Below are 14,411 nucleotides of genomic sequence, written 5' to 3'. Positions count from 1 at the left end.
CCACCGCACTGGCATCGGTGGAGCGCAGCAGGCGGGCGGGGGGACGGCGACCGAGCCACCAGAGCGCCAGGGCCAGCAGACCGGCCAGGGCAGCGAGACTGGAGGTAGGCATGGATTGAACTTTTATGTCGCCCAGCAGGGCCCAAGAAGGCTGTGCTGGAAAGGATCCTTACAGTACCGGCGGTTGCTACTGGCCTGCGCCATGACTGGAGAATTTGCTGCCGCCTGGATGCCCTCGGTGTTCGTGCCCCTCGTCGGGATCCTCGGCCCAGCCGTGGCGATGGCGCTGTTGTTCAACGTGATTGAAGCCCGCGACTGAGCGCTCCGGGCCTCGGAGTGCCGACGCCCCTTTCAACACCCTCACATCCATCCCCATGACCGTGACCCCCGTGGCCGACCCCTGTGTCGGCAATCTGGCCACTCCCGTCAACAGCAGCTATTTCAGCAAGGCGTTCCTGAATGCCCTGCCGGCCTATCGCCCTTCCCTGTCGCCCAACCGGCGCGGCCTGGAAGTGGGCATGGCCCATGGCTTCCTGCTGTACGGACCCTTCGCGTTCACGGGCCCCCTGCGGCTCACCGAGTACGCCAGCACCAGTGGTCTGCTGGCTGCGATCGGTCTGGTGTCGATCCTCACGGTCTGCCTGTCGATCTACGGCACAGCGGGCACAGGCCCCAACGTGCAGCCAGCGGACGCCACTGTGGACAATCCGCCTGCAGACCTGTTCACCAAGGCCGGCTGGGCTGAGTTCGCCAGCGGCTTCTGGCTGGGCGGTTGCGGTGGTGCGGCCTTCGCCTGGTTCCTGGCGACCACCGCCATGGTTTCCCCTCTGGGGAGCATTGCCGGTGGCGTCTGGAGCATGGGCTGAGATCCAGCAGCTCTGCTGGCAGCCTTGCCGACCATCGCTGCTGCATCAAGGTCCATCCAAGCCCCGCCGTTGGCGGGGTTTTTGTTTGGCGGGTGAGGATGGAGAAGCAGTCGCTGGAGAGCTTCATGGGCACGCAGGTTTCCCGCCCAAAGCGCATGCTGGCCTGCCCACGCCGTGGGTTGGCTCAGCAGGGCGTCTGGCCTGCAGGCCTGGCCCTGACAGCCAGCGCCCTGCTGCTGCTTGGCGGCTGTCAGCCGCAGAACGCGCCCGAGCCGGAGCCACCCGCTGCCCCGGCGCTGCCACCGACCAGCGGCAGCGGCAGCCAAAGCAGCAGCGCCACTCCCAACAGCACCGAAGCGCCCACAGGCTCGGCGGCCGCGGCCCTGCAGGAAAAGGGCAGAAGCAGTGGCCTGGTGCAGGGCCACGCCGCCACGGTGGCCTGCCTGCAGGGCGAGCGCGCCCAGACCGATGGCAATGAACTCCGCTGCGAAGACTGGGCCTACGTGCGCCAGAACTACGCCAGCGCCCGCTGAGGAATGCCGACGCGGCGACCTCAGGGCTGGTTGCGGTCCAGGAGTGCTGAGCCCAGCCAGGCGCCGCAGGCCACCAGCAGCAGGCCGCCCAACAGATTCCCGGCAACGATGGCTGTCACCCCGAGCCAGTGCCCCAGGGCGAGCTGCTGGGCGATGGAGAGCATCCAGGAAGAAAACGTGGTGAGACAGCCACAGAAACCCACACCAGCCCAGAGGTAGAGGCGGGCCCGGCTGGCGGGCTGAACGATCAGCAGGCCGATCAACAGGCAACCGCTCAGATTCGCCAACAGCGAAGCCTGCAACAGGGCTGCCCCAGGGCCGGCCTGAGCTGCCGCCGCCAGGTCGAGCTGCCAGCGGAGCAGCCCACCCGGCACGGCACCGAGCGTCAACAGCAGCAACTCCTTGGACTCCCGCTTCAGGGGTTCTCTCATCCCAGGGCACCGATCAGCAGCCCGGCCTGCATGGCCAGCAGACCCGCCAGCAGCGAGCCGCCGGCCAGGGCACAGGCCTCGCCCCAATGGCGGCGCTGCAACACCTGGTGCAGCTCAGCCACGAGGGAGGAAAAGGTGCTGAAACCTCCGAAGAAGCCGGTGCCCAGCAACAGCATCGTGCTGCGGGCTCCCGGGCCGCCACCCTGCTGCAAGGCAGCCAGCAGACCGAGGGCAAAACAGGCCACCACATTCACAACAAAGGTGCCCCAGTGCTTGCGGGGCAGCGCAGGCTCCAGGTGGTTGACCACCCTGTAGCGCAGCCAGGCTCCTGGCACCACGCCAAGGGCCACCAACACCGACGAGGTGGCCGTGGACAGAGAACTCATCACGGCGCGAGTGCCAACAGATGGAGCAATGACATGAAAAAAACCCCGGCCTGAGCCGGGGTTGGATTGGTGGTCCCTCGAGCGAGGCAAGCGTCAGGCTGCGTCAGCCGAACTTGCCAGAGGTGGAGGCGATCAGGAACGCCGCGTAGGTGAGGAAGTAACCCACGGTGAAGTGGGCCAGACCAACCACACGGGCCTGAACGATGGACAGGGCCACGGGCTTGTCACGCCAGCCCACCAGGTTGGCGAGCGGGGTGCGCTGGTGGGCCCAGACGATGGTCTCGATCAGCTCCTGCCAGTAACCACGCCAGGAGATCAGGAACATGAAGCCCGTTGCCCACACAAGGTGGCCGAACAGGAACATCCAGGCCCAGACCGCCAGGTTGTTGGAACCAGCGGGGTTGTAGCCGTTGATCAGCTGGGAGCTGTTGAGCCACAGGTAATCGCGGAACCAGCCCATCAGATAGGTGCTGGATTCGTTGAACTGGGCCACGTTGCCCTGCCAGATGGCGAGGTGCTTCCAGTGCCAGTAGAAGGTGACCCAACCCACAGTGTTCAGGGCCCAGAAGACAGCCAGATAGAAGGCGTCCCAGGCGCTGATGTCGCAGGTGCCGCCACGGCCGGGGCCGTCGCAGGGGAAGGAATAACCGAAGTCCTTCTTGTCGGGCATCAGCTTGGAACCCCGGGCATCCAGGGCGCCCTTCACCAGGATCAAGGTGGTGGTGTGGAGACCAAGCGCGATGGCATGGTGCACCAGGAAGTCACCAGGACCGATCTGGAGGAACAGGGAGTTGGTGCCGGAGTTGAGGCTGTCCAGCCAACCAGGCAGCCAGACGGCGCCGTAGTTGGGCCAGGCGGTGGACGCAATGCTCTCGGAATTGGAGAGCAGAATGTCCATGCCGTAGAGGGCCTTACCGGAGGAAGCCTGCACGAACTGGGCGAACACCGGCTCAATCAGGATCTGCTTCTCGGGAGTGCCGAAGGCCACGACCACGTCGTTGTGGACGTAGAGACCCAGGGTGTGGAAACCGAGGAACAGAGAGACCCAGCTCAGGTGGCTGATGATCGCTTCCTTGTGCTCCAACATCCGAGCAAGAACGTTGTTCCTGTTGGCCTCGGGGTCGTAGTCACGGATGAAGAAGATCGCACCGTGAGCGAAGGCACCGCACATCAGGAAGATGGCGATGTACTGGTGGTGGGTGTAAAGGGCAGCCTGCGTTGTGTAGTCCTTGGCGATGAACGCGTAGGACGGCAGGGCATACATGTGCTGAGCCACCAGGCTCGTCACCACACCGAGGCTGGCCAGGGCCAGACCCAGCTGGAAGTGGAGCGAGTTGTTGATGGTGTCGTACAGACCCTTGTGGCCAGCGCCGAGGTCACCAGGGGTGCCCTTGGGTGGGTTGTGAGCCTCAAGGATCTCCCTGATCGAGTGACCGATACCGAAGTTGGTCCGGTACATGTGGCCAGCGATCACAAAAATACAGCCAATCGCCAGGTGGTGATGGGCAATATCGGTGAGCCAGAGGGCCTCACTCTGGGGGTGGAAACCACCCAGGAAGGTGAGGATCGCGGTGCCCGCGCCTTCAGCGGTGCCGAACACCTGGTAAGCGGTGTCGGGGTTCTGGGCGTAAACGCCCCAGTTACCAGTGAAGAAGGGACCCAGACCTGCCGGGTGAGGCGACACGGAGAGGAAGTTGTCCCAACCGACGTGCTGACCACGGGATTCAGGAATGGCCACGTGAACCAGGTGTCCGGTCCAGGCGATCGAGCTGAAGCCGAACAGCACAGCCAGGTGGTGGTTGAGCCGGGATTCAGCGTTCTTGAACCAGGCCAGGGAAGGCCTGAACTTGGGTTGAAGGTGAAGCCAGCCGGCGAACAGAGCCCAGGCCGAGAGGATCATCATGAAGATGGCCCCTTGATAGAGCTCGGCGTTGGAGCGCATCCCGATCGTGTACCACCAGTGGTACAGACCGGAATAGGCGATGTTCACCGGAGAAGAAGCGCCCGCCTGGGTGAAGGCAGCGATGGCGCCTTCACCGAAGTGGGGATCCCAGATCGCGTGAGCGATGGGACGGACATGCAGAGGATCGGTGACCCACTGCTCAAAGTTGCCCTGCCAGGCGATATGGAACAGGTTGCCCGAAACCCAGAGGCCGATGATGGCCAGGTGACCGAAGTGGGTGGAGAACAGCTTTTGGTAAAGCCGCTCCTCGGTCATGCCGTCGTGGCTCTCGAAGTCGTGAGCCGTGGCAATGCCGTACCAAATACGGCGGGTAGTCGGGTCCTGTGCCAGACCCTGGCTGAACGAAGGAAATTTCGTTGCCATTGGGAAAGGTCAGGAAAGGTCAGCCGACCGCAATCATGCGGGCCAGGAAGAAGGACCAAGTGGTCGCGATGCCGCCCAGCAGGTAATGGGCGACACCCACGGCACGGCCCTGGGTGATGGAAAGGGCGCGGGGCTGAATGGCCGGCGCCACCTTCAGCTTGTTATGAGCCCAGACGATGGACTCAATCAGCTCTTGCCAGTAGCCGCGGCCACTGAACAGGAACATGAGGCTGAAGGCCCAGATGAAGTGGGCACCCAGGAACATCAGGCCGTAGGCACTGGAGCTTGAGCCATAGCTGTTGATCACCTGTGCGGCCTGGGCCCACAGGAAGTCACGCAGCCAACCATTGATGGTGATGGCGCTCTGGGCAAAATTGCCGTTGGTGATGTGCTGGACGCTGCCGTCAGCATTGACGGTGCCCCACACGTCGCTCTGCATCTTCCAGGAGAAGTGGAAGATCACGATCGACAGGGAGTTGTACATCCAGAACAGGCCGAGGAACACGTGGTCCCAAGCCGACACCTGGCAGGTACCGCCACGGCCGGGGCCGTCGCAGGGGAAGCGGAAACCGAGGTTCGCCTTGTCGGGAACGAGGCGGGAGCTGCGGCTGTAGAGCACACCCTTCAGCAGGATCAGCACGGTGACGTGGATCGTGAAGGCGTGGATGTGGTGGACCATGAAGTCCGCCGTGCCCAGGGGGATTGGAGCAGCGGCGACCTTGCCACCCACCGCCACCACGGCGCCATTGAACACTTCACTCACGCCGGCGAGGGCGTTGGGAGCGGTGCTGCCGGCTGCAGCGGCGTGCAGACCCTGGATCCACTGCGCGAAGATGGGCTTCAGAGCAATGGCGGAGTCGCTGAACATGTCCTGGGGACGGCCCAGGGCACGCATGGTGTCGTTGTGGATGTAGAGGCCGAAGCTGTGGAAGCCGAGCCAGATGCACACCCAGTTCAGGTGGCTGATCAGGGCATCGCGGGCCTTGAGGACGCGATCCAGCACGTTATCGATGTGCTTGGCGGGGTCGTAGTCACGCACCATGGCAATGGCAGCGTGGGCACCGGCGCCAACGATCAGGAAGCCTCCAATCCACATGTGGTGGGTGAAGAGTGAAAGCTGAGTGGCGTAATCAATCCCGATGTAGGGATAGGGCGGCATCGCATACATGTGATGCGCCACGATGATGGTCAGCGAGCCGAACAAGGCCAGGTTCACGCCGAGCTGGGCATGCCAGCTGGTGGTCATGAACTCGAACAGACCATCGTGGCCCTTGGGAGCCGGGAAGAGCAGGGGGTCGCCCTTCTGACCTTCCAGGATTTCCTTGATGCTGTGGCCGATGCCCCAGTTGGTGCGGTACATGTGGCCCGCCACAATGAACAGCACGGCGATCGCCAGATGGTGATGCGCAATGTCTGTCATCCAGAGGCTGCCCGTCACAGGATTCAAACCACCCTTGAAGGTGAGGAAATCGCTGTAGGCCGCCCAGTTACCGGTGAAGAAGGCGGAGATGCCAGCACCGAATCCGGGGTAGAGCTGCGAGATCACATCCTGGTTGATGAACTCGTGGGGCAGCGGGATGTCGGCATAGGAGGCGATGGTCTTGCCATTGATCGCCAGCGGCTGGCCGGCATCAATTGCATCCATCAGAGCCGTGGTAGGCAGGGACACGTGCAGGAGGTGCCCTGTCCAGGACAGGGAGCCCAGGCCAAGCAGTCCAGCCAGATGGTGGTTGAGCATCGACTCAACGTTCTGGAACCACTCGAGCTTGGGGGCTGCTTTGTGGTAGTGGAAGACGCCCGCGTTGAGCATCAGGCCGGCCATCACCAGAGCGCCGATTGCCGTGCAGAGCAATTGGAACTCATTGGTGAAGCCCCAGGCCCTCCACACGTGGAAGAGTCCGGAGGTGATCTGAATGCCGTGGAAGCCGGCACCCACATCACCATTGAGAATTTCCTGGCCAAAAATGGGCCAGACCACCTGGGCTGAAGGCTTGACGTGCAGAGGGTCAGCCAGCCAGCCGGTGTAGTTGGAGAAGCGGGCTCCGTGGAAGAAGGCGCCGCTCAACCAGATGAAAATGACGGCCAGATGGCCGAAGTGAGCAGAGAAGATCTTGCGAGAGACCTCTTCGAGGTCGCTCGTGTGGCTGTCGAAATCGTGAGCGTTGGCGTGGAGGTTCCAAACCCAGGTGGTGGTTTTGGGACCTTTGGCCAAGGTTCTGTCGAAGTGTCCGGGCTTTTCAAAAAGCTCGAACGTGGCCGGAACGGGGTTCCGGTCGACCATGGCCTTGGCCTTTTCCCCACGCTCTGGTGGGCTGATGGTCATCGAGACGTTCCTCGAGGGACGGGGTCGAGGTGGTGATCCACCCCTGGAAGCCATCGCATCCGCGCGAGGCGGAGACGGATGACTGATGGGCCCCATGACCGGACCTGCCGGAGCCGGGCCTGTCATGGGCTCCAGCCGACAGGGGCCTCGCGAAGTGGCGAGATCCGTTGCCATGGCTGGGGCTTTGGGCCCCAGGTAGGGGACCGCTGGCGGCACTATAAGGGTCAAATCCATGCCCCTTGGGCGCCCAGTTACAAAGGTTCAATCCGGCGCCTTCCCAGGCCAGCACTGGGGTCTGCTGGGCAGTTAGAGATACGCCATTCCAATACTTTCCATCTGCTTTGTTACATCGTCAGCCTGGAAAGAAGTCTGTCGGTGACACAGGCGGGTCTCCATCGCCTGCCTGCCAGCAGAATGCAGGCAAGCTTGCGGGGACCAGACAGGGTGAGGGCGCAGCTGAGCGCAGAGGCGCAGCCCAGACCAGCCGCAAGGGGTCTGGCCAGGATCAGGCAGCGGTTGGGCCCGTTGACGGCTGCTCTGCTGCTGGTTGTCCTGCTCGCCACAGCCTGTGGCAGCCGTGCCCTGCGGGCCGGCCCGAACCAGACGGATCCCGCTGGGCCGATCAGCCCGGTGGCCCCCGCGGGACGGCTGCAGGAGGTGCCGCCTCCGGGGGCCGTGGCCCAGTTGCAGACCGCCCTGGCGAGTCACCACCCCGGGGTGAGGATTCAGGCCCCTGCCGACAACAGCCTGCTGAAGGCCGGGCCCTGGACCCTTGAGCTGACCGTTCGCGACTGGCCCCTGGCCGATGCGGGCGAGCTGGGGCTGGGTGCCCATCTGGTGGTGCAGATCGACAACCAGGCCCCGATCCGGCTCAGCCAGGGTCCAGCCCCAGGGGCCACCAGCCTGCGGCTCGAGCTGCCGGAGCTGGGCGCCGGCAGCCACCGTGTGAGTGCCTATGCCGCCCGGCCCTGGGGCGAGGCCGTGAAGGATCCCGGCGCCTTCGACCAGATCCGGCTGGCCCGCGTCAACACCAACCCCCTGAGCCAGCCGGCCCCAGGCAGCCCCCAGCTGATTCCCTCGGCCAGCCTGGAGGGCGTCCGGCACCAACCGGTGCTGGTGGACTGGCTGCTGCGGGATGCCCCGCTGCAGGGGCTGCGGCCGGGCGATGGCAGCTGGCGGCTGCGCATCACAGTGAATGGTGACAGCTTTCTGGTGGACGACAGCACCCCCCTCTGGCTCAGGGGCTGGCGCACTGGCTCCAACGCTGTGTTGCTGGAGCTGGTGGATGGCCAGGGGGCGCCCCTGAACCCACCCTTCAACAGCCTCGTGCGCGAGGTGTGGATCGACCCGCTGGCTCCAGCCGCCGCCTGGGAAGCTCCATCCCTGAGCGCCCAGCCACTGGCCCAGCTCCTGGGCGAGCAGCCCGTTGAGCCAGCCTCCAGCAACGCTGAGGCGAGCGGCGACCAGCAGAGAGGCGAACCCGAAGGCGACGACGCGGGCCTGACGGCGATGCCTGGGTCCGAGCCCACGCCCGCTCAGCAGAACCCCGCCGAACCGGCCCTCCCGGATGACACTGAGACCGCTGGCCAGCCTGAGCGAGCCAGCCACTCAGAGCAGAGCAGGCAGCCAGAGCAGAGCGAGCAGCCCGAACCGGATGCCCAGCCAGCGGCACAGCAAGAGCCGCAGCCGGCAGCAGCGGAGCCTGAGCTGGGCAGCGCTCCGATGGACAGCAGGCCGACCGGTGCGTCCAGCAGCCAGGCGAGCCAGGCCGACGCCAGCCAGGCCACACCTGAGCGGCAGGGGCCCCTGGCCGGGTTGGGCCAGCGGTGGGCCCCGTGAGCACACCAGGCAGGAACCCGCTGATCGCGGCTCCACCAGTGGTCGTTCCAGCGCCTGAAGGGGTCTGGGGGCTGAGCTTCAGCCAGGACGGGGATGGGCTGCTGGATCAGCTGCTGACGGCGGGCCTGATCGCCCATCGCGTGGGCAGCGGCGACGCCGCCGGCCCGCGGGCCTGCCTGCAGCAGCAGTGGCCGCAGGCCCGCGGCTTTGTGGTGGTGGGGGCCTGTGGCCTGGTGTTGCGGCTGGTGGCGCCCCTGCTGGTGGACAAACAGCACGATCCCGCCGTGGTGGTGCTCGATCCGCGGGGCCAGTTCGCCATTCCCCTGCTGGGAGCCCACGCAGCCGGAGCCGAAGCCCTGGCCGAGCGGGTCGCCGCCCTGCTCGGTGGCCAGGTGGTGCGCACGGGCAGCAGCAGCGGCACGGGAACCCTGGCCCTGGACCAGTTCGGGACGCGATGGGGCTGGCGGCGCGGCCCGGGGGGGGATTGGAGCGCCCTGATGCAACGAGCGGCCCGGGATCCTGGCCAGCTGGTGCTGCAGCAGAACCAGGGCAGTCGCTGCTGGCTGGAGCTCGAGGCCAGCCGCAGGCTGCCGCCCGTTCAAGCCTTGGCCCCCAGCGACGCTGATCCGGCGACCCAGCTGCTGATCACGGTGCAGCGCGGCCCAGGCTGTCGCTGGCATCCTCCAGGGCTGTGGCTCGGGATCGGCTGCGAACGCCATACCAGCCTGGCCCTGCTGGAGCGACTGGTGAACCTGCAGCTGGAGGGCCTCAACCTGGCGGAGGAGGCCATCGCCGGGCTGGCCAGCATCGACCGCAAGGCCGATGAACCGGCCCTGCTGGAGCTGGCCCGCCACCGCCACTGGCCGCTGCGCTGGCTGTCTGCCGCGGCCCTGAGCGCCGTAGCGGTGCCCACCCCATCGGCAGTGGTGGCCGCTGAGATGGGCACCGCCAGCGTGGCCGAAGCCGCTGCCCTGCTGGCCGCGGGGCCCGGCGCCCAGCTGATGCAGGCCAAAGTGATCGAACGGGCCAACCCGGGGGAACAGGGTGCCGCCACCCTGGCCATTGCCCTGGCCAAGGAGCAGTGGGCTCCCCAGCGGGGCCAGCTGCACCTGGTGGGCAGCGGTCCGGGGCGGCTGGATCTGCTCACCCCGGATGGGCGCCGTGCCCTGGCCGAGGCCAGCGTGTGGGTGGGCTACGGGCTCTACCTCGATCTGCTTGAACCGCTGCGCCGGCCCGATCAGCTGCGCCTCGACGGCCGCCTCACGGAGGAGCGCCAGCGCTGCCGCCTGGCCTTGGACCTGGCTAACCAGGGGGTGAGCGTGGCCCTTGTGTCCTCGGGCGACAGCGGCATCTATGCCATGGCCGGCCTGGCCCTGGAGCTGTGGCTGGCCCAACCGGACGATGCCCGCCCCTCATTCACGGTGCACCCGGGAATCTCGGCACTCCAACTGGCGGCGGCCCGGGCGGGAGCCCCCTTGATGCACGATTTCTGCACCGTGAGCCTCAGCGACCGGCTCACCCCATGGCCGGTGATTGAGCAGCGCCTGCGCAGCGCGGCCGCAGGGGATTTCGTGGTGGCGCTCTACAACCCCCGCTCCCGAGACCGCGACTGGCAGCTGGGGCAGGCCAGGGCGATCCTGCTGGCCGCCAGGCCCGCCAGCACCCCGGTGGTGATCGCCCGGCAGCTGGGGCGTGCGGATGAGCAGGTGAGCCTGCACACCCTCGGCGAGCTGCCGATCGAGACGGTGGACATGCTGACCCTGGTGCTGGTGGGGAACAGCACCAGCTACTGCCGTGATGGCCGCATGGTGACCCCCAGGGGCTACCCGGGAGCCGAGCTGAGCTGAGCCAAAGTCGGGATGACAGGATTCGAACCTGCGGCCCCTTCGTCCCGAACGAAGTGCGCTACCAAGCTGCGCTACATCCCGATGGGCTGGACTTTAGAGGACCGCCGATGGAGGAGCGACGCCGGCGCAGCAGTTGGCGGCGGGGGCCGACAGCGGCAGGCTGACCTGAGAGACGGCCTGACTTTCTACAGTGAGATTCCTCTGCTGCGGCCTGCCCCGGGCCGGTCTGCCCCCTTGCTGAAACCCGAGTGGCTGCGCGTGAAGGCCCCCCAGCGGGAGCGCATTGGCGAGGTGGCGGAACTGCTGCTGGATCTGAAGCTCAACACGGTCTGCCAGGAGGCCAGCTGCCCGAACATCGGCGAATGCTTCGCTGGGGGAACCGCCACCTTCTTGATCATGGGCCCGGGCTGCACCAGGGCCTGCCCCTACTGCGACATCGACTTCGACAAAAGCGTGCGGGCCCTCGACCCCAGCGAGCCGGAGCGGCTGGGCGAGGCAGTGCACCGGCTGGGCCTCCTTCACGTGGTGATCACCTCGGTGAACCGCGACGACCTGGCAGACGGCGGGGCAAGCCAGTTTGTCGCCTGCATGGCCGACGTGCGCAAGCGCTCACCCCGCACCACGATCGAACTGCTGATCCCGGATTTCTGCGGCAACTGGCAGGCCCTGGCGACGGTGATGGACGCGGCACCTGATGTGCTGAACCACAACATCGAAACGGTGCCTCGCCTGTACAAGTCCGTCCGCCCCCAGGGGCAGTACGCCCGGTCCCTGCAGTTGCTGCAGCGGGTGAGACAGGGGTGGCCGCGCACCTACACGAAATCAGGGCTGATGGTGGGGCTGGGCGAGAGCGATGCCGAAGTGCTGGAGGTGCTAGCTGATCTGCGCGCCAACGCCGTCGACATCGTGACGATCGGCCAGTACCTCTCCCCAGGGCCGAAGCACCTTCCGGTGGATCGCTTCGTGTCCCCTGAGCAATTCAAGGCGTACCAGCTCCACGGCGAGGAGTCCCTGGGCTTTCTCCAGGTGGTGAGCACGCCTCTGACGAGGAGCAGCTACCACGCGGGAGAGGTTCAGAGGCTCATAGCGCAGTATCCTAGATAACCGAAAAGGAACTAACCGGAGATCGCTTGACATCGAGCATCGCCCCCCCCTTTTGGAGTAGATTCATCTCTCATGTACACCTGCAGCGCAGAAATACTAAGACTTCAGGCACAAGGCCAGCCGACATCCATTCAAAACAGGATTGACTTGACTCAGACACAAGAGCAGGCCGCCGAGGACTGCCCTGTCTACTCCCACTGCCGACAATGAGCACCAGACTCCAACACTTATTTAATGCCATCTGGGAGAGACGTTACGATAAGACCTTAAAAAGATTCACTGAAGCAGGATTCCCCAACCCTTCCACAAAGAACTCAGGGCACAGGAATTTAGCAAGCATTTCATCCAGAATCGTCGAAAAATACCTACTTGACTACATTGAGCCCTCAAGACTGCTTCACGAGCTTGACACACTCAATGCTTCGGGATGGCTTAGCGTCATCAACCCTACAGCCAATAAGCACAAGCAGCGCAAGAGATGGCCCTTAATTGCCATCTTGAAAGCATTCATGCGCCCCCAAGGCCATGCCGAAGTGGATTGCCCCTTGCTGACGGGAATGCCGTCGCACGACAAACCCTCAAAGGGCACAGTGCCAACACTACTCGACCATCTGAATCACAGTGCCAGAAGCCAAGAGCCCCAAGGGCTCCTGTTCATTCCAGACCATATTCTTGCACAACTAAACTACTGGCAGATTCAATTCAACACAGATCAATCTGTATTGGCTCAATTCGCCGCACTTCAGCCACCCTTTCAACATCTTATCAGCCCACACCCACTATTCGACTGTCAACATTATCTTCGCGAACGCAGGAAGGCTGTTAGCACTGGCCTTCCTACCAGCAAGCACCCCCTTCTTGATTACATTAGGACAGCCGACTCTTCTTCTCGCCTTTCCCTGATCGCAACCGGAAGAGATTTCAATCCCACTCTTTGGGAGAGCCTCGAAGCGGATCTAGATGCCCGTTTCGACGGACAATGCACGCCTCCCCTGATTCGCTTTCTGAATGCCATGGACATCGCGACCACATCCTGCCCGATTAATCCGGCCAAGGTAGGCGGTGTCGTGGAGGAGCTCAATGACGCTGGGGTCTTGATCGGCTGGTGCCACCAACGGATCCCGGGGGTCGCTCCTGAACTCAAGATCATGATTGCAGGAGTCGTGGTCGGGCGCGGCAAGGCTGATCTCCCCCGTAGCGACGTGGCCCGTCGGGGTATCGAGCGAATCCATTGCGGCTTCGCCATCAAGCTGGATCTTTCAACCCTGCCAATCCAAACCCTGAAGGCCCTCGATCATCTCCAGATCAAGGTCGTAACCAGTGATCATCTGGCCACCTTGGGCCGTGGTGACTGGTCATTGAAGCCAGAGGGCAAGGCCTTCCTTGTTGACGATCTGGTGAAGCGCGCCTTGCGCGAATCGGAGATCGAGAAACTCAGCCTCTGGTTCTCCCAGGAACAGTCGGCCGCACAGCTCACACGCTGTCGCTACCTGATGGTCGAGTGGTGCGCGCTCTCCGCCCTAGCCGGCGTTTGGAACACCTCACCGATTGCCCTCGCCCAGCGTGCCGCCGCCGACAACCCCGCTCTCCTTCTCGGCGTGGACGCCGAAAGCTGCAGCCGCTCCGAACTCATCTTCCTCGCCCTCGCCCACCTCTGCCGCAGCTGGGATCAATCACACCTCCATCACTTCCAGCCATCCCCTGCCACCGTCGCCATCGCGGCTGATCTCGCCCAACACCTCACCGCCCAGCTCTCCGAACGCTGTCACTTCGCCCCCACCGCCGACGAACAGCGTTGCTGGGCCGATCAGCTCAGGCCACTCTTCAACGTGGTGGTCGCCACCCTGCTCAACCAGCACGAACCGCCCCAACCTTCAGACCTGGCTCCGCTGATTCGTAGCCTCGCCCGTCTTGCCGACCAGGTCTTCGGCGATCTCCAGCTCGCCGACACCCTCCTCAACCTGCTCGAGCCCAACGGCATCAATGACTCCCCCGACCGCCTGCGCCTCCAGCTCCGCCGTGGCAAGGCCCTGAACGTCGCCATCGCGCTCTTCCACCAGCGCATGGCCCACCGCGAACCCGCCCTGGGGGCCTTCGATCAGGCCCTCGCCCTGCTCGAGCTCAGCAACCAGTCGCTCGTCACTACCCAGGCCGCCCTCGAGCGCCTCCTGCCCCTGGTGCCCGCCTGGCAGCAGCGCAACCCCCGTTTCTCCTTCACCCGCCGCCTGCTCGATCAGCTCGGCTGGCACATCAACACCCAGGCCTTCGCCCTGGTCGATCAGCTGATCGCCCTCGAGCAGCCCGCCAGCCTCGGCCTCGCCGTGCGCGAGCAGAGCATCGCCATCCTCAGTCAGATCGCACAAGCCCTCTGGAGTGATCCCGGCTTCGGCTGCAGGCCCCTTGCACCATCCCCTGAGCCGCCCCAGCGCTGGCTCCTGATCGGCGAGCAGGCTCTCTCCCAGTGCTGGCTCTACCGCGTGGAGCAGAAGCGTCTCCAACTCGAGCGCCTCGGCTCCGAGGTGCGCTGTATCGACCGCGGCGAACTGGACGACTGGAGCTGCACCGAGCTGATCGCCTGGGCCGATGCCGTCATCTTCTGCCGCACGCCGGCCACCTACGGCGTCATCCGAGCCCTCACCTTCGCCCGCCATGCCGGCAAGCGCGTGCTCGCCGAGGTCGACGACCTCGTCTTCACCGCAGACTTCCCCGCCCCCTATCCCAGCTACGGCGGCTCGATCACCCCTGATCACCATCTC

At 64.8% G+C, this 14,411-nt stretch carries 11 protein-coding genes and 1 tRNA gene; 7 read left to right on the top strand and 5 right to left on the bottom strand.

The window, feature by feature from the left end:
- Positions 1-202 precede the first annotated feature (202 nt).
- The 3 genes from IQ216_RS04970 to IQ216_RS04960 all read left to right on the top strand — a co-directional run bounded on the left by IQ216_RS04970 (position 203) and on the right by IQ216_RS04960 (position 1,399).
- Entirely contained in the window at positions 203-319 is a 117-nt protein-coding gene (locus tag IQ216_RS04970) for a photosystem I reaction center subunit VIII (RefSeq protein ID WP_006910603.1), read from the top strand.
- Between the two features lie 55 nt (positions 320-374).
- Positions 375-866 (top strand): photosystem I reaction center subunit XI, encoded by a 492-nt coding sequence (locus tag IQ216_RS04965; RefSeq protein WP_193814581.1) that lies wholly within the window; start codon positions 375-377, stop codon positions 864-866.
- Between the two features lie 125 nt (positions 867-991).
- Complete coding sequence (locus tag IQ216_RS04960) at positions 992-1,399, top strand: hypothetical protein (RefSeq protein ID WP_193814580.1); 408 nt, start codon at positions 992-994, stop codon at positions 1,397-1,399.
- A 20-nt stretch (positions 1,400-1,419) separates the two neighbouring features.
- Here the strand turns inward: IQ216_RS04960 and IQ216_RS04955 are convergent, their stop codons facing one another.
- The 4 genes from IQ216_RS04955 to psaA form a co-directional block, all read right to left on the bottom strand.
- Entirely contained in the window at positions 1,420-1,830 is a 411-nt protein-coding gene (locus IQ216_RS04955; RefSeq protein WP_193814579.1) for a CrcB family protein, read from the bottom strand.
- Positions 1,827-2,216, bottom strand: coding sequence for a CrcB family protein (locus IQ216_RS04950; RefSeq protein ID WP_193814578.1), 390 nt, complete (start codon positions 2,214-2,216; stop codon positions 1,827-1,829). Before IQ216_RS04950 ends, IQ216_RS04955 begins: the two co-directional genes overlap by 4 nt.
- Positions 2,217-2,319: 103 nt before the next feature.
- Complete coding sequence (gene psaB / locus IQ216_RS04945) at positions 2,320-4,542, bottom strand: photosystem I core protein PsaB (RefSeq protein WP_186697317.1); 2,223 nt, start codon at positions 4,540-4,542, stop codon at positions 2,320-2,322.
- 19 nt (positions 4,543-4,561) lie between these two features.
- Positions 4,562-6,865 carry a photosystem I core protein PsaA gene (psaA, locus tag IQ216_RS04940; RefSeq protein WP_186697318.1) on the bottom strand — a complete coding sequence of 768 codons (2,304 nt, stop codon included), beginning with the start codon at positions 6,863-6,865 and terminating at the stop codon, positions 4,562-4,564.
- 525 nt (positions 6,866-7,390) lie between these two features.
- Here psaA and IQ216_RS04935 point away from each other — a divergent pair.
- Both IQ216_RS04935 and cobJ read left to right on the top strand, forming a co-directional pair.
- A complete protein-coding gene (locus IQ216_RS04935) occupies positions 7,391-8,704 on the top strand; it encodes a hypothetical protein (RefSeq protein ID WP_193814577.1) in 1,314 nt (437 codons plus the stop codon).
- 38 nt (positions 8,705-8,742) lie between these two features.
- A complete protein-coding gene (cobJ, locus tag IQ216_RS04930) occupies positions 8,743-10,551 on the top strand; it encodes a precorrin-3B C(17)-methyltransferase (protein WP_193814576.1) in 1,809 nt (602 codons plus the stop codon).
- 7 nt (positions 10,552-10,558) lie between these two features.
- On the opposite strand, the gene IQ216_RS04925 is transcribed toward cobJ, so the two are convergent.
- Positions 10,559-10,632, bottom strand: a tRNA-Pro gene (locus IQ216_RS04925).
- Here IQ216_RS04925 and lipA point away from each other — a divergent pair.
- The gene (lipA, locus tag IQ216_RS04920; RefSeq protein ID WP_228007154.1) at positions 10,633-11,655 is read left to right on the top strand and encodes a lipoyl synthase; all 1,023 of its coding nucleotides are present in this window, start codon (positions 10,633-10,635) and stop codon (positions 11,653-11,655) included.
- A gap of 206 nt (positions 11,656-11,861) precedes the next feature.
- Positions 11,862-14,411 (top strand): hypothetical protein (locus IQ216_RS04915; protein WP_228007153.1); only part of this gene is annotated, 2,550 nt, incomplete at its 3' end.

This window comes from Cyanobium sp. LEGE 06143, assembly GCF_015207535.1.
Classification (GTDB): Bacteria; Cyanobacteriota; Cyanobacteriia; order PCC-6307; family Cyanobiaceae; genus NIES-981.
The sequence above is the reverse complement of the archived record's forward strand: the minus strand, read 5'-3'. Positions and strand labels throughout refer to the sequence as shown.

Coding starts and splice junctions, on each gene's coding strand:
- IQ216_RS04970 (WP_006910603.1), top strand. CDS start 203: ATGACTGGAGAATTTGCTGCCGCCTGGATGCCCTCGGTGTTCGTGCCC.
- IQ216_RS04965 (WP_193814581.1), top strand. CDS start 375: ATGACCGTGACCCCCGTGGCCGACCCCTGTGTCGGCAATCTGGCCACT.
- IQ216_RS04960 (WP_193814580.1), top strand. CDS start 992: ATGGGCACGCAGGTTTCCCGCCCAAAGCGCATGCTGGCCTGCCCACGC.
- IQ216_RS04955 (WP_193814579.1), bottom strand. CDS start 1,830: ATGAGAGAACCCCTGAAGCGGGAGTCCAAGGAGTTGCTGCTGTTGACG.
- IQ216_RS04950 (WP_193814578.1), bottom strand. CDS start 2,216: ATGAGTTCTCTGTCCACGGCCACCTCGTCGGTGTTGGTGGCCCTTGGC.
- psaB (WP_186697317.1), bottom strand. CDS start 4,542: ATGGCAACGAAATTTCCTTCGTTCAGCCAGGGTCTGGCACAGGACCCG.
- psaA (WP_186697318.1), bottom strand. CDS start 6,865: ATGACCATCAGCCCACCAGAGCGTGGGGAAAAGGCCAAGGCCATGGTC.
- lipA (WP_228007154.1), top strand. CDS start 10,633: ATGGGCTGGACTTTAGAGGACCGCCGATGGAGGAGCGACGCCGGCGCA.